This is a genomic window from Streptomyces sp. T39, assembly GCF_008042045.1.
Lineage (GTDB): Bacteria > Actinomycetota > Actinomycetes > Streptomycetales > Streptomycetaceae > Streptomyces.
In genome coordinates, this window is record NZ_RDBP01000037.1 from 283,856 (window position 1) to 301,022 (window position 17,167).

Sequence of the window (17,167 nt, forward strand, 5' to 3'; positions counted from 1 at the left end):
CTGGCACGATGGCGGTGTGACCGCACCTCTGACACCGCCCCACCAGCCGGACCGGCCGTCGTCCTCGTCGGGTCCGCCGGCCTCGTACGCCTCGGCCTGGACGGACGACGCGCACCTGGCGAAGCAGGCGGAGCTACGGCGCGACCTGCGGGACAGCGCCGTGGTGCTCGCCGCGGTGACGGTGCTCGGTGTGGCGCTCGGCCTGCTGTGGCTGTGGCTGGCACCCCGGGTGCCGCTGATCTCCGACGGGGACGCGGTCTTCCTGGAGAACACCGAGGGCGAGGAGGCCATCGCGGCGGACGGAACGTTCGTCCTGCTCGCGGTCGGGCTCGGCGCGCTGAGTGCGGCCGGGGCCTTCCTCTTCCGCCGCCGCGGGGGCATCGCCCTGGTGATCGCGCTCGCGGTGGGCGGCCTGCTCGCCTCCCTCCTCGGGTGGGGCATGGGCGTGTGGCTCGGTCCGTCCCAGGACGTGGCGGAACACGCCCGCCAGGTCGGCGAGGGCGTCACCTTCGACGCCTATCTCCAGCTGCGGGCGAAGGGGGCGCTGCTGGCCTGGCCGCTCGCGGCCATGGCGGTGCACCTGGGGCTGACCGCGCTCTTCGCCCCGCGCGACCCGGAGCCGGTCCACGACCCGTACGACGCCGCCCCCGCGTGGCCCCCGCGCGCTCCCTGAGCACGCGCCCCGGGCGGAACGGGGTCGCTCCGCCCGGGGCGCTGACACGTGTCCACGCGGGATGCCCGGCAGGCGGGGAAGCCCGGAGGCGGGGGAGGCGGGGCGCCGGCTACGCGCGGGCGATCGGCGCGCGGACGGCGGAGGTGAGGGTGCGCAGCGCCTCGGCGGCGAGTTCGACCTCCAGGCCGCGCCGCCCCGCCGAGACGCAGATCGTCTCGTGGTCCCAGGCCGAGGCGTCCAGCACCGTCGGAAGACGCTTGCGCTGGCCGAGGGGCGAGATGCCGCCGCGGACGTAGCCCGTGGTGCGCTCGGCCGCCGCCGGGTCCGCCATCGTGGCGCGCTTGCCGCCGACCGCCGAGGCGAGGGCCTTGAGGTCGAGCTGGCCCGCGACCGGGACGACGGCCACCGTCAGGGCGCCGTCGACGTCGGCGACGAGGGTCTTGAAGACCCGGGCGGGCGACACCCCGAGGGCCTCGGCGGCCTCCTCGCCGTACGACGGCGAGGCCGGGTCGTGCTCGTAGGCGTGCACGGTGAAGGGGGTGCCGGCCGCGGTCAGGGCGACCGTCGCCGGGGTGCCCCCGGCCTGCTTCTTCGGCTTCTTCGCCACCGCTGGGGATCCTCGCGTCAGTTGGGGTTCGTCGGCTGCCGGGTCAGCTCCACCGCCGGCAGCGACGGCAGGTGCCGCAGCACCGCCGTCTCGGCGCGCAGCAGCTTCAGCTCCTCGCGCAGCCGCGTCGCGGTGTCCGGCGCCTGGAGCAGCCGCTGCTTGGCCGGGGTGTCCAGGATCGCCGCGGCGGCGACGAGATAGGACACCACCGAGGGCTCGTCCGGCAGGTCGGCGCCGGTCGCCGTCGACCGCTCCCTGGCGCCCGCCAGCCGCTGCTGGTAGGCGCGGAACGCGCGCAGCACGCCCTCCGCGAGTGCCGCCGCGCCGTCGCCGGGCTCCTCGGGCAGCTCCTCCAGCTCGGCGGTGAGGAACGGGCCGCTCGCGTCCACGGACAGCAGCCTGACGCGGGTGGTGCCGGTGGCCAGGACCTCGAAACCGCCGTCGGGGCGCTCCCGGACCGTCGCGGCGTCGGCGATGCAGCCCACCCGGTGGAACGCCTGGACGGGGTCGGCCCCGAAGCCCGCCGCCGGGCCGCGGGCCACCACCGCCGTCGGGTCCGGCATGCCCGGCGCGGTCGGGGCGACCTCCCGTCCGTCGCGGATGGCGACGACGGCGAAGCGCCTCGGCTCCTCGCCCTCCGTCTTGAGCAGCTCGCGCATCATGGCGCGATACCGCTCCTCGAAGACGTTCAGGGGCAGCACGAGCCCGGGGAACAGCACCGAGTTCAGCGGGAAGAGCGGCAGGCGAGCGGTGGTCACAGCGGTCAAGCGTAATGGGCGGCGGAGCGGCCCCCGACCCCCCGCAGGGGCATCGTGGACGCGACCTCCATGCGCACCCCGTCACGGGCGCGCAGGAACTGGCCCAGCGGGTCGTCCGTCACCGAGGTCCACGGGAAGGACGTGGCGTACGGGCCGATCCGCCGGAACTGCTCCAGCGCGTCGGCCCAGCGCCCGCGGGCGACCAGCACATGGGTGAGCACATTGCGCACCTCGGCGGGCCAGGGGTCGCCCCGCTCGTAGCCGGCGGACAGCTCCACGGCGAGGTCGGCCGCCCGGTCGATGCGGTCGTTCTGCACGGAGGTGACCGGCTCGCCGGTCAGCAGCTGCGCGAACGCGGCCCGTACGGGCAGCGCGCGGACCAGGGAGCCCGGCAGCGCGTCCTCGGCCGCGTCCTCCGCGAAGTCGAAGCACTCTCGGTGCGATCCGTACCACTGCGCGGACAGGTACTGGAGCGCCGCCACATGGCAGCCGTAGTGGTGGGAGGAGCGCCGCACCGCCTGCGCCCACAGCCGCTCGAACGCGGTGTGGGTGGCGTGCGTCCCGCGCGCGTGGTCGAGCGCGAGGCGCCAGGGCACCGGGTCGCCGGCCTCCGCCTCGGCCGCGGCGTCGATCAGCGGACCGACCTCGCGCAGCCGCTCCGCGCGGGCGGGCGACTCCCAGGCCCGGTCGACGGCGAGCTGAGCCTTCACCAGGAGGGCGTCGGCGTCCCGCGGTGAGGCGGCGAGCCAGCCGGTGAGCCATTCGTCCCGGTTGCGGGCGAAGGCCGCGAGCCGTGTCACATAGCGGTCGCGGTTCTCCCATTCGGCTGATTCCCGTGTGGTCGCCAGCAGCTCGGCCGCCGTGCCGTACTCACCGGCTGCGGCCGCGACGAGCGCGGGACCGAGGCGCTCGTCGGGGGCGTCGAGCAGTACCGCGTCGTCGGGCACGAGGCTCTCGGACAGCCGGGGGGTATGCCGGATCATGCGCGCGAGGCGCATCGCGGCGTGCAGCATTGACATGGTGCGGACCATTGAAAACCGCAGGTGAACGAGTGCGCCAGAGGCTCCGCTGTGAAGCTTTGGTGGGGGTGGAAAGGTTGCCCGCCGCTTGGTCAAGGGCGGGCAAAGAAGCGTGCGGTTCCGCCCCCGCGGCCTCAGCCGCGCCGCAGCAGACGGGACGCCCCGGCCGCCACCGTGGTCGCCAGGATCCACCCGAGGAGCACCAGCACGGCGGCGGCCCACTGCCACCGTCCGTCGAGCCGCCAGTAGCCGTCCTGGCCGAGATTGATCACCGGGACGAGCAGATCGAGGGCGTAGAGGGCCGGATTCCAGACAGGGTGCTCCTCCTTCTTCATCGGCGCGGGCTCGACCTGGGCGAACGCGAAGGTCCCCGCCGCCCACAGCACCGCCATCCACAGCGCGGCCCGCCCCGGCCGGTACCCGTAGGCCACGGTCCAGTCCTGGAGGTACCCCCAGAGCTTGGCCGCCAGCGGCAGCGTCTCGCGTCTGCGGCGCTGCTTGGCGAGCAGCACCTCGCGCGCGTCGGCGTCCTCGCCGCTGTTGCGCAGCACGGTGGCGAGCCGCTCGTACGGCTCGGGCGAGTACTCCGGCGTCGCCGACGCCACCCATTCCAGACGGCGCGAGAGCGGGAACTCCTCGTAGGGCACGAGGTTCTCGTAGACGAAACCGCCCATCGCCAGCCCGCCGGGCCCCGGCCAGCTCGCCGCCAGGTCGATCAGCGTCACCACCTTGGCGCCGTTCAGCACGACCCGGCCCTCCTCGGGCCGCTCGGCGTTGAAGCGCAGCTCGGGGGCGGTGATCCGGCGCAGCGACAGCTCCTCGCGCGGGCCGAGGACGAACCGGGCGCCGTTCAGGTCGACCGCGTCGCCGAACCGGCCGTCGTCCAGGCGCACCCCGCCGTGGCACTCGAACTGCTGGAGCCGCGACCCCCGCGCCATGCCGCCGGTGTTGATGCCGAACGGGGGAGTGGCGCCCTGGTTGCCGGTCGCCTCGCTCACCCACGCGCCGGTCAGGTAGAGCGTCCGCTCCACGCTCAGCTGCGGCGCGTTGAGCGCGCGCCGGTCGCCGGCCGCGCGCAGCCGCGAGCCCCGCAGGCTCAGCGACACGCCGACCTTCGCGCCCCGCATGCTGAACTCGCCGTACGTCTCGATCAGCTCCGCCTGGAGGTCCTGGGCGACCGACAGGCCGTCCGCCGTGATGGCCCGGCCCCTGCGGTCGGGCCGCACATGGATCTGGTTGATCAGCAGGTCCGTGCCGATCTGCGCGTCGGTCAGACGGATGCCGTGCTCCACCCGGCAGCGCGGCAGATGCAGATCGCCCTCGGTGCGCAGCCGCGCCGCCTCGATCCGCGGCACGGCGCAGCTGATCAGCCGCAGGGTGGCGAAGTGCGCCTCCGGCATCAGCAGTTCGCTCTCGAAGCGGCAGCCGTTCAGCTCCACGTACGGGGCGATGCTGCCGCCGGCGAGCTTGAGCGTGCCGGTGATCTGCAGGCCGCGCAGCTTGAGCGCCGCGACCCGGCCCGGTCTCGCCTCCGGCCCGTTGAGCAGGAGCCGCGCCACCACCCAGGCGCGGACGATTCGTTCGGGACCCCAGGGGAAAGGCGAGAAGGGATTGTTCTGCAAGGGGTCGGTGTCGCTGAGGTCGAATGTGCTGCCGTCCCGGAACGCGTTCCACATGGCTGCTTCGGCAGGGCTCACTCCGTCCGGAGGCCCGCCGTCCAGCGGCTCGGTCACTGCCGCCCTCCGCTTCCTTGGCTCGTACAGCTGTTCTTCCCGCTGAGTGACGGCCTGAACGCTAGTGGTGATGGTCGTCCCGCGGGAAACGGGGTGACTCGATCGAGCCGCTGTGAAGGACGGTGCGCCCGGGACGGGCGGTTTCGTATCAGCCACTGATACGGAAAACGACCGCCCGCCCCGGTCTGCGAGAATTGACCCCGTGATCTCGCGAATCGACCTGCGCGGCGACGCCCTCCCCGAGGGTGGCGCACTGCGCGACCTGCTGCCCCGTGCCGACTTCGACGTGCAGGCCGCCCTGGAGAAGGTGCGGCCGATCTGCGAGGACGTGCATCATCGGGGCGACGCGGCGCTGATCGAGTACGCGAAGCGGTTCGACGGCGTCGAGCTGGACCGGGTCAGGGTCCCGGCCGCCGCCCTGACCAGGGCGCTCGCCGAGCTCGACCCGGAGGTGCGGGCCGCCCTGGAGGAGTCGGTGCGGCGCGCCAGGATCGTCCACCGCGCCCAGCGCCGCAAGGACCACACCACCCAGGTCGTGCCCGGCGGCACCGTCACCGAGAAGTGGGTCCCGGTCGACCGCGTCGGGCTGTACGCGCCCGGCGGCCGCTCCGTCTACCCCTCGTCCGTGATCATGAACGTGGTCCCGGCGCAGGAGGCCGGCGTCCCGTCCCTCGCGCTCGCCTCCCCGGCGCAGCAGGAGTTCGGCGGACTGCCGCACCCCACCATCCTCGCCGCCTGCGCCCTGCTCGGCGTCGACGAGGTGTACGCGGCCGGCGGCGCCACCGCCGTCGCGATGTTCGCGTACGGCACCGAGTCCTGCGCCCCGGCGAACATGGTGACGGGGCCCGGCAACATCTGGGTCGCCGCCGCCAAGCGCTACTTCACGGGCCGCATCGGGATCGACGCCGAGGCGGGCCCCACGGAGATCGCCGTCCTCGCCGACGCCACCGCCGACCCCGTGCACGTCGCCGCCGACCTCATCAGCCAGGCCGAGCACGACCCGCTCGCCGCCGCCGTGCTGGTCACCGACTCCGAGGAGCTCGCCGCGGCCGTCGAGCGCGAGCTGGAGCCGCAGGTCGCCGCCACCAAGCACGTCGAGGACCGGATCAAGCCCGCCCTCGCCGGCCGCCAGTCCGCGATCGTGCTCGTCTCCTCCGTGGAGGACGGCCTGAAGGTCGTCGACGCGTACGGCGCCGAGCACCTGGAGATCCAGACCGCCGACGCCGCCGGGCTCGCCGCCCGGGTGCGCAACGCCGGCGCGGTCTTCGTCGGGCCGTGGTCCCCCGTCTCCCTGGGCGACTACGCGGCCGGGTCCAACCACGTCCTGCCGACCGGCGGCTGCGCCTGCCACTCGTCGGGCCTGTCCGTGCAGTCGTTCCTGCGCGGCATCCACATCGTCGACTACACCCGCGACGCGCTCGCCGACGTCACCCACCACGTGGTCACCCTCGCCGAGGCGGAGGACCTGCCGGCGCACGGCGCGGCCCTGAAGGCCCGGTTCGGCTGGAAGGTGCCGGGCCGGTGACCGACCAGGCATCCGCCGGCATCGGCATGGACGACCTGCCGATCCGCGACGAACTGCGCGGCAAGTCGCCCTACGGCGCCCCGCAGCTCGACGTCCCCGTCCGGCTGAACACCAACGAGAACCCCTACCCGCTGCCGGAGCCGCTCGTCGAGCGGATCGCCGAGCGGGTGCGCGAGGCCGCCCGCGGGCTCAACCGCTACCCCGACCGGGACGCGGTCGAGCTCCGCACCGGCCTGGCCGCCTATCTCACCCGCACCACCGGCCACCCGGTCACCCGGGAGATGGTCTGGGCGGCCAACGGCTCCAACGAGGTCCTCCAGCAGCTGCTCCAGGCCTTCGCGGGCCCGGGCAGGCTCGCCATCGGCTTCGAGCCCTCGTACTCCATGCACGGACTCATCGCCCGCGGCACCGGCACCGGCTGGATCTCCGGCCCGCGGCGCGACGACTTCACCGTCGACACCGACGCCGCCCGCGCCGCGATCGCCGAGCACCGCCCGCACGTCGTCTTCGTCACCTCGCCCAACAACCCGACCGGGACGGCCGTCGACGCGGACACCGTGGTCGCGCTGTACGACGCGGCCCAGGCTGCCCGGCCCTCACTGGTCGTCGTCGACGAGGCGTACGTGGAGTTCAGTCACCGCCCCTCGCTGCTGTCGCTGACCGAGGGCCGGCCGAACCTCGTGATCTCCCGCACCATGTCCAAGGCGTTCGGCGCCGCCGGACTGCGCCTCGGCTACCTGGCCGCCCACCCCGCCGTGGTGGACGCCGTCCAGCTGGTGCGCCTGCCGTACCACCTCAGCGCGGTCACCCAGGCCACCGCCCTCGCCGCGCTGGAGCACACCGATACGCTGCTCGGGTACGTGGAGCAGCTGAAGACCGAGCGCGACCGGCTGGTCGCCGAACTGCGCGCCACCGGCTACGAGGTCACCGACTCCGACGCCAACTTCGTGCAGTTCGGCCTCTTCGAGGACGCGCACGCGGTCTGGCAGCGGATCCTGGACCGGGGCGTCCTCGTCCGGGACAACGGCGTACCGGGCTGGCTGCGGGTCACCGCAGGCACCCCCGAAGAGAACGACGCGTTCCTCGACGCGGTTCGTGAGTTGAAGAAGGAGCAGAGCGCATGACGCGCGAGGGTCGCATCGGAAGGGTCGAGCGGACCACCAAGGAGACCTCGGTCGTCGTCGAGATCGATCTCGACGGCACCGGCAAGGTCGACGTCGCCACCGGCGTCGGCTTCTACGACCACATGCTCGACCAGCTCGGCAGGCACGGCCTGTTCGACCTCACCGTCAAGACCGACGGCGACCTGCACATCGACACCCACCACACCATCGAGGACACCGCCCTCGCCCTCGGCGCGGCGTTCCGGCAGGCCCTCGGCGACAAGGTCGGCATCTACCGCTTCGGCAACTGCACCGTGCCGCTCGACGAGTCCCTCGCCCAGGTCACCGTCGACCTCTCCGGCCGCCCGTACCTCGTGCACACCGAGCCGGAGAACATGGCGCCCATGATCGGCGCCTACGACACGACGATGACCCGCCACATCTTCGAGTCCTTCGTCGCCCAGGCGCAGATCGCGCTGCACATCCACGTCCCGTACGGCCGCAACGCCCACCACATCGTCGAGTGCCAGTTCAAGGCCCTCGCGCGGGCCCTGCGGTACGCGTCGGAGCGCGACCCCCGCGCCGCCGGCATCCTTCCCTCCACGAAGGGCGCGCTGTAATCCGATGACGGGTCTGTCCACCATCCTCATCGTCGTCGGGCTGTTCCTCGCCGGCGGTGTGTACTCCTTCTCCAAGCAGGGCATGCCGAAGGGCGTCATCGTGCTGCTCGCCGGCGCCTCGTTCATGTGCCTGCTCGCCGGCGTCCTGCGGATCCAGGGAATCTGGGGGTAGCACGATGAGCGCAGCAGCCAGGAAGGTCGTCGTCTTCGACTACGGCTTCGGCAACGTCCGCTCCGCCGAGCGGGCCCTCGCCCGGGTCGGCGCAGACGTCGAGATCACCCGCGACTACGACACGGCCATGAACGCCGACGGACTGCTGGTCCCCGGCGTCGGCGCGTTCTCCGCCTGCATGGACGGACTGCGCAGGGCCCGCGGCGAATGGGTCGTCGGGCGCAGGCTGGCCGGCGGCCGTCCCGTCATGGGCATCTGCGTCGGCATGCAGATCCTCTTCGCCCGCGGCATCGAGCACGGCGTGGAGACCGAGGGCCTCGACGAATGGCCGGGCACCGTCGGCCCGCTGAAGGCCCCCGTCGTGCCCCACATGGGCTGGAACACGGTCGAGGCACCCGCGGACAGCGCCCTGTTCGCCGGGGTGGGCGCCGACGAGCGCTTCTACTTCGTGCACTCCTACGCGGTGCACGACTGGGAGCTCGAGATCACCAATCCCGCCATCCGCGCACCCCAAGTCACCTGGGCCACGCACGGCGAGCCCTTCGTCGCCGCCGTCGAGAACGGCGCGCTGTGGGCCACCCAGTTCCACCCCGAGAAGTCCGGCGACGCCGGAGCCCAGCTCCTCACCAACTGGATCGGAACACTGTGAGCAGCACGCTTGAACTCCTCCCCGCCGTCGACGTCCGCGACGGCCAGGCCGTCCGTCTGGTGCACGGCGAGTCGGGCACCGAGACCTCCTACGGCTCCCCGCTGGAGGCCGCACTCGCCTGGCAGCGGTCCGGCGCGGAGTGGCTGCACCTGGTCGACCTCGACGCCGCCTTCGGCACCGGCGACAACCGGGAGCTGATCGCCGAGGTGGCCGCCGCGATGGACATCAAGGTCGAGCTCTCCGGCGGCATCCGCGACGACGCCTCGCTCGCCGCCGCCCTCGCCACCGGCTGCCGCCGCGTCAACCTCGGCACCGCCGCACTGGAGACCCCCGAGTGGGTCGCCAAGGTCATCGCCGAGCACGGCGACCGGATCGCCGTCGGCCTCGACGTCCGCGGCACCACGCTGCGCGGACGCGGCTGGACCCGCGACGGCGGCGACCTCTACGAGACCCTCGCCCGGCTCGACTCCGAGGGCTGCGCCCGCTACGTCGTCACCGACATCGCCAAGGACGGCACCCTCCAGGGACCCAACCTGGAACTGCTGAAGAACGTCTGCGCGGCCACCGACAAGCCCGTCGTGGCCTCCGGCGGCGTCTCCTCCCTCGACGACCTGCGCGCGCTCGCGGGCCTGGTCCCCGTGGGCGTCGAGGGCGCCATCGTGGGCAAGGCCCTGTACGCGAAGGCGTTCACCCTGGAGGAGGCACTCGCGGCGGTGGCGGCATGACCGGACCCGTACGCCGCGTCGCCTCGGGCGGCCCGTGGGAGGAGTCCTTCGGCTACTCCCGTGCCGTCGAACTCCCCAACGGGCTGGTCCTCGTCTCCGGCTGCACCTCCGTCGTCGGCGGCGAGATCTCGGCCGGCAGCCCGTACGAGCAGACCCTCACCGCGTTCGGGGTCGCCGTCGACGCGCTCAAGCAGCTCGGCCTCGGCGCGGCCGATGTCGTGCGCACCCGGATGTACATCACCCACGCCCGCGACATAGACGACGTGGGCCGGGCCCACAAGGAACTCTTCGGCGACGTGCGGCCGGCCGCCTCGATGCTCATCGTCTCCGGTTTCGTCGACCCCTCCCTCGTCGTCGAGGTCGAGGTCGAGGCGTACCGGCCCGCGGGAGGTGCCGCATGACCGTCGCGGTACGCGTCATCCCCTGCCTGGACGTCGACGCCGGACGGGTCGTCAAGGGCGTCAACTTCCAGAACCTGCGCGACGCCGGCGACCCCGTCGAGATGGCCAAGCTCTACGACGCCGAGGGCGCCGACGAGCTGACCTTCCTCGACATCACCGCATCCTCGGGGAACCGGGAGACCACCTACGACGTGGTGCGCCGCACCGCGGAGCAGGTCTTCATCCCGCTCACGGTGGGCGGCGGCGTGCGCTCCGCCGACGACGTGGACCGGCTGCTGCGGGCAGGCGCCGACAAGGTCGGCGTCAACACCGCGGCGATCGCCCGCCCGGAGCTGATCCGCGAGATCGCCGAGCGCTTCGGCCGGCAGGTCCTGGTGCTCTCCGTCGACGCCCGGCGCACCCCCGCCGGCACCTTCGAGGTCACCACCCACGGCGGCCGCAAGGGCACCGGCATCGACGCCGTCGAGTGGGCGCACCGCGCCGCCGAACTGGGCGCCGGCGAGATCCTGCTCAACTCGATGGACGCCGACGGCACCAAGGACGGCTACGACACCGAGATGATCGCGGCCGTGCGCGCGCAGGTCTCGGTCCCCGTGATCGCGTCCGGCGGCGCCGGCCGGCTCGCCGACTTCCCGCCCGCGGTCGCCGCGGGTGCGGACGCGGTCCTCGCCGCGTCCGTGTTCCACTTCGGCGACCTGCGCATCGGTCAGGTCAAGGACGCCCTGCGCGAATCGGGCCACCCGGTCCGCTGACGCCCGCACCGGGGGCCTCCGGGACAGCCTCCCGGGGGCCCTCGGCACGTCCCGCGCCGGGGGCCTCCGGGACAGCCTCCCGGGAGCCCTCGGCACGTCCCGCGCCGGGGGCGGGGTTGTTTCGCCCGGGCTCGTGCCGGGGGGCCGGGCGGGCCTGGTGGCCGCGCCCGGGCGCCGAGCGCCCTGCCCGCGGCGTGTGCGTCGCGGAGGCGGCGTCCGGTGCCGGCCGTGGCCGGTGGTGCGTGCGCGGCGGCTGGTGGTCGTGCTCGGGTCCGGCGGTGCGGGTCCGCGCCGGGTGCCCGGCCCGGGGGCGGGCGCCTGGCCGGTGTTCGGTGGCCCGCCCCGTGCGGGGACGCCCCCTCCCGGGTCCGTGGCCGGTGGCCGGCGCGTGGGTGGCGGCCGGGGCTCGTGCTGCTCTCCCGTACCGGCCGGCCGGCCGCCCCGCCCCGGGTCCGTGGCCGGTGGGGCCGTGCGTGCCAGGGGTTCGTGCCGGGGGCCCGTGACCCGTGGCCTAGGCTTGCCGACCTGTGGGCGGACGCCTCACCCGGTGCCCCTGGCCCGTGGCGTGTGCGCAGGGCCCCGCATCCTCCCGCGCCCCGCGCGGCCCCGTCCCCGTTCGAGAGGTTCCACCGCCGTGCCCGCCGACGCGGGGCTTCCCGCCCACCGCGACCCCCATGTCCTGCGCTGGCTCGGCGCCTACGCCCTGTCGGCCACCGGCGACAGCGTCTACCACGTCGCCCTGACCTGGGCGGCCACCCGCGGCGGCAGCGCCGCCGAGGCGGGCGCCGTCCTGGCCGCCGGCGCCGTCCCGCGTGCCCTGCTCATGCTCGGCGGCGGCGTCCTCGCCGACCGCGTCGGGCCGCGCACGGTGGTGCTCGTCAGCGACACCGCCCGCTGCCTGGTCGTGCTGGGCCTCGCCGTCCTGCTGTGGCTGGCCACGCCGGGGCTGTGGGTGCTGGCCGCGGTCGCCGTCGTCTTCGGGATCCTCGACGCCGTCTTCATGCCGGCCGTCGGTGCGCTGCCGCCCCGCATCGCGCCCCGCGGCCAGCTCGCCCGGGTCCAGGGCCTGCGCGGTCTCGCCGGCCGCGCGGCGACCGTCGCCGGAGCCCCGCTCGGCGGCGCGGCCACCGCCCTGTCCGGCGCACCCGCGGCGTTCGCCGCGGCGGCGGCGCTGTTCGCGCTCTCCCTCCCCCTCCTCATGACCCTCCGCATCGCCCCGCTGCCGGCCCGGACCGCCGACGACGGGCCCGCCACCCCGTCGGAGAACGGCCACGGAGAGGACGCGCTCGGGGATGCGCGGGCGGCCGTCGCGGGCGTGGCCCGGGGCCGCGAGGCGGGTTCGTCCGCGGTGCCGGGAACGAACCGCTCCGGGCCCGCGCCGCGGGCACCGGGCGCAGCCGTCCTCGGCGGGACCCGCCGCGACGCCGCGGCCTCGCCCGGCGCGCCCGAGGTCTCCCGGCTGCCGGAGGCCCGCCGCGCGCCGGGCGCCGAACCCACCCCGGAACCGGAGCCCGCGCGCGCCGACGGCCCCGAGGGTGCTGCCGAGGCCGGGACGCCGACCGGGCCGGACACGTCACGGCCGGCGGAGCCCGCTCGTCCGCGCCCGTCGGGAGCGCGGGTTCCGGCCGCAGCGGCGCGAGTCGCCGCGGCCGCGCGCGCCGGCGGGGCGTGGCGGCGGCTGGGGGGAGACCTGCGCGACGGGGTGCGCTACGCGCGCCGGCACGACGTGCTCGGGCCGCTGATCGTGGTCGTCGCCGTCAGCGACCTCGGCTTCGTCGGCCCGCTCGGCGTGGGCGTCGCGCTGCTCGCCGAGGCCAGGGGGTGGGGCGCCCCGGGGCTCGGCTGGCTGCTCGCCGGCTTCGCCGCCGGATCGGCCGCCGCCTCCCTGCTGCTGGCCGTCCGCGGCCGGATACCGCGGGCCGGTCTCGTCATGGGCCTCGCGCTGGTCGGCGGCTCGGCGGCGATCGCCGCGCTCGCCCTCGTGCCCGCCCTCGCCGCCGCCGTGGCCGTCGCGGCCCTCGTCGGCGTGCTGACCGGTGTCAGCGGGTCCCTCTGCGGGGCGCTGCTCCAGACCGCGTCGGACCCCGCCCACCTGGGCCGCGTCACCTCGCTCGCCACCTTCGTCAGCCTCGGCCTCGCGCCGCTGAGCTTCCCGCTCACCGGCGCGGCCCTCGGTCTGTGGGGCGCCGCGCCCGTCTTCGCCGTCAGCGCCCTGGTGTGCGCCGCGGGCGCCGTGTACGGCCTCTGCTCGGCACACCTGCGCCGGGCGGAGCTCCCGCACTGACCGGAAGGCGAAGGGCCTACACCCCGAGCCGCGCCGTGCGCACCCGTGCGATGGCGTCCTGCTCGCCCTCCAGGTCCACCCGGGCCGCGTCCTGCCGGCCGAACGCGAACAGCGTCAGCTCGCCGGGCTGGCCCGTCACCGTCACCACCGGCGTCCCCCGGTGCGCCACCACCGTCTGACCGTCGGGCCTGCGCAGCACCACGCCCAGCGGAGCCCGCCGGCCCAGCAGCCGCGCGCCCTTCTCCAGACGCGACCACAGCACGTTCTCGAAGACGGGGTCCAGGTCGCGAGGCGTCCAGTCCGGCTGCGCCCGGCGCACGTCCTCGGCGTGCACGAAGAACTCGATCGTGTTGGCCGCCTCGTCGATCTGCTTGAGGGAGTACGGCGACATCCGGGGCGGCCCGGTGCGGATCATCCGCAGGAGCTCTTCGTACGGCTGGGCCGCGAACTCGGCCCGGATCCGTTCCGTCCGGTCCGCGAGGGCCTTCAGGAGCACCCCGCCCGCCGCGTCGGGCCGCCGCTCCCGCATCACGACATGCGCGGCGAGGTCACGCGCCGTCCAGCCGTGGCACAGGGTCGCGGCATCCGGGCCCGCCGCCTCCAACAGGTCGGCGAGCAGAAGTCGTTCACGCTTGGCATGGGTCGACATGCCCGCCAGCGTACGGGGGCGGGGGCCGGGGCGCCCGGCGGACGGGGTCCCCGGCCCCGGAGGCCACCCACGCGCCGGCCACCGGCCACGGACCCGGGAGGGGGCGTCCCCGCACGGGGCGGGCCACCGAACACCGGCCAGGCGCCCGCCCCCGGGCCGGGCACCCGGCGCGGACCCGCACCGCCGGACCCGAGCACGACCACCAGCCGCCGCGCACCGGCCCCCGGGCCGCCCCGGCGGCCCGCGCGCCCGCGGGTCCGGCCCGTGGACCGACGCCCGCCGGGCCGGTGCGACACGGCACAATGGCCACCATGACCAGCAGCGTCCCGCCGAGCTCCCTCGACCCCGCCGTAGCAGCCCGCCTCAAGCGCAGCGCCGACGGCCTCGTGCCCGCCATCGCCCAGCAGTACGACACCGGCGAGGTGCTCATGCTCGGGTGGATGGACGACGAGGCGCTGCATCGCACCCTGACCACCGGCCGCTGCACCTACTGGTCCCGCAGCCGCGGGGAGTACTGGGTGAAGGGCGACACCTCCGGCCACGTCCAGCACGTGAAGTCGGTGGCCCTGGACTGCGACGCCGACACCCTCCTCGTGAAGGTGGACCAGGTGGGCGCGGCCTGCCACACGGGCGCCCGCACCTGTTTCGACGCCGACGTGCTCCTGGCCGAGTAGGGTCTGCCGCCATGGATCTCGAGACCTTCCGCAAGCTGTCGGCGGACCGCCGCGTCATCCCCGTCAGCCGCCGGCTGCTCGCGGACGGCGACACCCCCGTCGGCCTGTACCGCAAGCTCGCCGCCGAACGGCCCGGCACCTTCCTCCTCGAATCCGCGGAGAACGGGCGCTCCTGGTCGCGCTACTCCTTCGTCGGCGTACGGTCCGACGCCACGCTGACCGCCCGCGACGGCGAGGCCCACTGGATCGGCACGCCGCCGGTCGGCGTCCCGACCGCGGGCGACCCGCTGGTCGCGCTGCGGGAGACCGTCGAGACCCTCCACACCCCGCGCGACCTGGCCTCCGGCATGCCGCCGTTCACCGGCGGCATGGTCGGCTACCTCGGCTACGACATCGTGCGCCGCCTGGAGCGCATCGGCCCCGGCGAGCGCGACGACCTGCGCCTGCCCGAGCTGACCATGCTGCTCACCTCGGACCTCGCGGTGCTCGACCACTGGGACGGCACCGTCCTGCTGATCGCCAACGCGATCAACCACAACGACCTCGACACCGGCGTCGACGAGGCCTACGCGGGCGCCGTCGCCCGCCTCGACGCCATGGAGGCCGACCTCTCCCGGCCGCTCGCCTCCGCGCCCGCCGTGCTGCCGCCCTCCGAACTGCCCGCGTTCTCCGCGCTGTGGGGCGGCGAGGACTACCAGGCGGCGGTCGAGGACATCAAGGAGCGCATCCGGGCCGGCGAGGCCTTCCAGGTCGTCCCCTCGCAGCGCTTCGAGACGCCGTGCGCCGCGAGCGCGCTGGACGTCTACCGCGTGCTGCGGGCCACCAACCCCTCGCCGTACATGTACCTCTTCCGCTTCGACGGCTTCGACGTCGTCGGATCCAGCCCGGAGGCGCTGGTCAAGGTCGAGGACGGGCGGGCCATGGTCCACCCCATCGCCGGCACCCGGCCGCGCGGCGCGAGCCCGCAGGAGGACCACGACCTCGCGGAGGAACTGCTGGCCGACCCCAAGGAGCGCGCCGAGCACCTGATGCTCGTCGACCTCGGCCGCAACGACCTGGGCCGCGTCTGCGCCCCCGGCTCCGTCGAGGTGGTCGACTTCATGTCGATCGAGCGCTACTCCCACGTGATGCACATCGTCTCCACCGTCACCGGCCGGATCGCCGAGGGCCGCACCGCCTTCGACGTGCTCACGGCCTGCTTCCCCGCGGGCACGCTCTCGGGCGCCCCCAAGCCGCGGGCCATGCAGATCATCGACGAGCTCGAACCCTCGCGTCGCGGGCTCTACGGCGGGGCCGTCGGCTACCTGGACTTCGCGGGCGACTCCGACACGGCCATCGCCATCCGCACCGCGGTGCTCCGCGACGGCACGGCCTACGTCCAGGCGGGCGCCGGCGTGGTGGCCGACTCCGACCCGGTCGCCGAGGACACCGAGTGCCGGAACAAGGCGGCGGCGGTCCTCCGGGCCGTCCACACGGCCAACCGGCTGAACGGATGACGGACCGGTAGGGGATAGTGGGGCAGGTGAGTGCTGTTCCCGTACCCCAGCCCCGAGCCTCGGCCGCCACCCCTGCGGCGGCGAGCGGCAGCCGCCGCAGTCTCGCCGCGGCGCTGCTCCTCGGCGCCGTCGGCGCCACCGTCGTCCTGCTCGCCGCCGGCCGGACCTGGGCCGAGGGCACCGCGTCCGTCGGCGGCGGGACCGTCGCGCTGGACGCCAAGGGCGGCGACGTCACCGGCGTCCCGACCGCCCTGGCCATCGTCGGCCTCGCCGCGCTCGTGGCGGTCCTCGCGGCCCGCCGCGGCGGCCGGCTGCTCGTCTCCGGCCTGCTGGCGCTCAGCGGCGCCGGCGCGACGGCCGCCGCGCTGCTCGGCGCCTCCGACACCGAAGCCCTCGACGCGAAGGCCGCCCGCACCACGGGTGACGCGGCCGCTGCGGTCGACGCGCTCACCCACACCGCCTGGCCCTACGTCACGGCCGCCGGCGGACTGCTGATCCTGCTGGCCGGCGTGCTGGCACTGCGGTACGGCAGGCTCTGGCCCACCATGTCGGGCCGCTACGAGCGCGACGGCACCCCCCGCCCCCGGCGGGCCGCCGCGGTGGATCCCGACCGCCCCGAGGATCTGTGGAAGGCACTGGACCGCGGCGAGGACCCGACGCGCGAAGGGTGACCCCAGCTCATCCGCCGTGCCGGCGTACGGGACAATGACACCGGGCCCCCGGCCCGACCCACGAGCACCGGGCCTCAGCGGCCCGAGGGCATCAGCTCACGACAGCGCACCAGAAACGAGGAGCACACTCATGGCGGGCAGCAGCCACGGACACACCCCGGCCGCCTGGACCGGCGTCATCATCGCCTTCATCGGCTTCTGTGTCGCAGGCGTCTTCATGGTCGCGAACAACCCGGTCGGTTTCTGGGCCGGTTCGGCCCTCATCCTGCTCGGCGGGGTCGTCGGTGGAGCGATGAAGGTCGCGGGCATGGGCACGCCGAAGGAGCCGGAGGCCGTCGTCGAGGCGCGCGCCCGCGCCGCCGCGCGGGAGAGCGCCTCGGCCTGACGCGGTGACCGTGTGACCACGACGGCGGCGCAGCCCGGCCCCCGCGTGACGCGCACGACACCTCCCCGCCGGGCGCGGGCGGCGTGCCCCGCGCGCCCGGAGCGGTCCCGCAGCTGCCCGGCGGGCGTCCCGTGGCCGGGGCGGTCCCCGCACGCGCCGTGTCCGGCACGGCGGCCGGCGAACGCTCCGCGACCGGCGCGCTCCCCGAGCCCCCGTCGCCCGGCGCATCGGGCGGGCCCTCGGGCGCGGGAGCGGTCGAACCGGCCCCGCC

General features: G+C 75.0%; 19 protein-coding genes. 14 read left to right on the forward strand and 5 right to left on the reverse strand.

All coding sequences use genetic code 11. The annotated features are described in order from the left end of the window. Positions 1-16 precede the first annotated feature (16 nt). A complete protein-coding gene (locus EAO77_RS23700; RefSeq protein WP_147990313.1) occupies positions 17-673 on the forward strand; it encodes an ABC transporter permease in 657 nt (218 codons plus the stop codon). A gap of 109 nt (positions 674-782) precedes the next feature. On the opposite strand, the gene ybaK is transcribed toward EAO77_RS23700, so the two are convergent. The 4 genes from ybaK to EAO77_RS23720 all read right to left on the reverse strand — a co-directional run bounded on the left by ybaK (position 783) and on the right by EAO77_RS23720 (position 4,790). Further along, positions 783-1,280, reverse strand: coding sequence for a Cys-tRNA(Pro) deacylase (ybaK, locus tag EAO77_RS23705; protein ID WP_147990314.1), 498 nt, complete (start codon positions 1,278-1,280; stop codon positions 783-785). Positions 1,281-1,297: 17 nt separating this feature from the next. Further along, complete coding sequence (locus EAO77_RS23710; protein WP_147990315.1) at positions 1,298-2,038, reverse strand: LON peptidase substrate-binding domain-containing protein; 741 nt, start codon at positions 2,036-2,038, stop codon at positions 1,298-1,300. 5 nt (positions 2,039-2,043) lie between these two features. Then, complete coding sequence (locus EAO77_RS23715) at positions 2,044-3,069, reverse strand: hypothetical protein (protein WP_147990316.1); 1,026 nt, start codon at positions 3,067-3,069, stop codon at positions 2,044-2,046. 122 nt (positions 3,070-3,191) lie between these two features. Next, positions 3,192-4,790 (reverse strand): oxidoreductase, encoded by a 1,599-nt coding sequence (locus tag EAO77_RS23720; protein WP_147990317.1) that lies wholly within the window; start codon positions 4,788-4,790, stop codon positions 3,192-3,194. A 202-nt stretch (positions 4,791-4,992) separates the two neighbouring features. On the opposite strand from EAO77_RS23720, the gene hisD reads away from it, so the two are divergent. The 9 genes from hisD (at position 4,993) to EAO77_RS40315 (ending at position 13,021) form a co-directional block, all read left to right on the forward strand. Continuing rightward, the gene (gene hisD, locus EAO77_RS23725; protein WP_147990318.1) at positions 4,993-6,315 is read left to right on the forward strand and encodes a histidinol dehydrogenase; all 1,323 of its coding nucleotides are present in this window, start codon (positions 4,993-4,995) and stop codon (positions 6,313-6,315) included. A 26-nt stretch (positions 6,316-6,341) separates the two neighbouring features. After that, the gene (locus EAO77_RS23730; RefSeq protein ID WP_147990990.1) at positions 6,342-7,439 is read left to right on the forward strand and encodes a histidinol-phosphate transaminase; all 1,098 of its coding nucleotides are present in this window, start codon (positions 6,342-6,344) and stop codon (positions 7,437-7,439) included. Continuing rightward, positions 7,436-8,038 (forward strand): imidazoleglycerol-phosphate dehydratase HisB, encoded by a 603-nt coding sequence (hisB, locus tag EAO77_RS23735; RefSeq protein ID WP_147990319.1) that lies wholly within the window; start codon positions 7,436-7,438, stop codon positions 8,036-8,038. The genes EAO77_RS23730 and hisB overlap by 4 nt, the downstream gene beginning before the upstream one ends. 4 nt (positions 8,039-8,042) lie before the next feature. Next, positions 8,043-8,210 (forward strand): hypothetical protein, encoded by a 168-nt coding sequence (locus tag EAO77_RS38815; RefSeq protein WP_187283383.1) that lies wholly within the window; start codon positions 8,043-8,045, stop codon positions 8,208-8,210. 4 nt (positions 8,211-8,214) lie between these two features. Then, a complete protein-coding gene (hisH, locus tag EAO77_RS23740) occupies positions 8,215-8,859 on the forward strand; it encodes an imidazole glycerol phosphate synthase subunit HisH (protein ID WP_147990320.1) in 645 nt (214 codons plus the stop codon). Beyond that, entirely contained in the window at positions 8,856-9,584 is a 729-nt protein-coding gene (priA, locus tag EAO77_RS23745; RefSeq protein ID WP_147990321.1) for a bifunctional 1-(5-phosphoribosyl)-5-((5-phosphoribosylamino)methylideneamino)imidazole-4-carboxamide isomerase/phosphoribosylanthranilate isomerase PriA, read from the forward strand. The genes hisH and priA overlap by 4 nt, the downstream gene beginning before the upstream one ends. Next, positions 9,581-9,985, forward strand: a complete 405-nt coding sequence (locus EAO77_RS23750; protein WP_147990322.1) for a RidA family protein — start codon at positions 9,581-9,583, stop codon at positions 9,983-9,985. The genes priA and EAO77_RS23750 overlap by 4 nt, the downstream gene beginning before the upstream one ends. Beyond that, positions 9,982-10,737 (forward strand): imidazole glycerol phosphate synthase subunit HisF, encoded by a 756-nt coding sequence (gene hisF / locus EAO77_RS23755; protein WP_147990323.1) that lies wholly within the window; start codon positions 9,982-9,984, stop codon positions 10,735-10,737. Before EAO77_RS23750 ends, hisF begins: the two co-directional genes overlap by 4 nt. A 634-nt stretch (positions 10,738-11,371) precedes the next feature. Beyond that, positions 11,372-13,021, forward strand: a complete 1,650-nt coding sequence (locus EAO77_RS40315; protein WP_261994119.1) for an MFS transporter — start codon at positions 11,372-11,374, stop codon at positions 13,019-13,021. A gap of 16 nt (positions 13,022-13,037) precedes the next feature. Here the strand turns inward: EAO77_RS40315 and EAO77_RS23770 are convergent, their stop codons facing one another. Further along, positions 13,038-13,670, reverse strand: coding sequence for a TIGR03085 family metal-binding protein (locus EAO77_RS23770; protein WP_147990324.1), 633 nt, complete (start codon positions 13,668-13,670; stop codon positions 13,038-13,040). 302 nt (positions 13,671-13,972) lie between these two features. On the opposite strand from EAO77_RS23770, the gene hisI reads away from it, so the two are divergent. The 4 genes from hisI (at position 13,973) to EAO77_RS23790 (ending at position 16,896) form a co-directional block, all read left to right on the forward strand. After that, complete coding sequence (gene hisI / locus EAO77_RS23775) at positions 13,973-14,344, forward strand: phosphoribosyl-AMP cyclohydrolase (protein ID WP_147990325.1); 372 nt, start codon at positions 13,973-13,975, stop codon at positions 14,342-14,344. 11 nt (positions 14,345-14,355) lie between these two features. Next, a complete protein-coding gene (locus tag EAO77_RS23780; protein WP_147990326.1) occupies positions 14,356-15,840 on the forward strand; it encodes an anthranilate synthase component I in 1,485 nt (494 codons plus the stop codon). A gap of 17 nt (positions 15,841-15,857) precedes the next feature. Next, positions 15,858-16,511 carry a TIGR02234 family membrane protein gene (locus tag EAO77_RS23785; RefSeq protein WP_147990327.1) on the forward strand — a complete coding sequence of 218 codons (654 nt, stop codon included), beginning with the start codon at positions 15,858-15,860 and terminating at the stop codon, positions 16,509-16,511. 130 nt (positions 16,512-16,641) lie between these two features. Next, positions 16,642-16,896, forward strand: a complete 255-nt coding sequence (locus EAO77_RS23790) for an HGxxPAAW family protein (protein ID WP_147990328.1) — start codon at positions 16,642-16,644, stop codon at positions 16,894-16,896. Positions 16,897-17,167 lie beyond the last annotated feature (271 nt).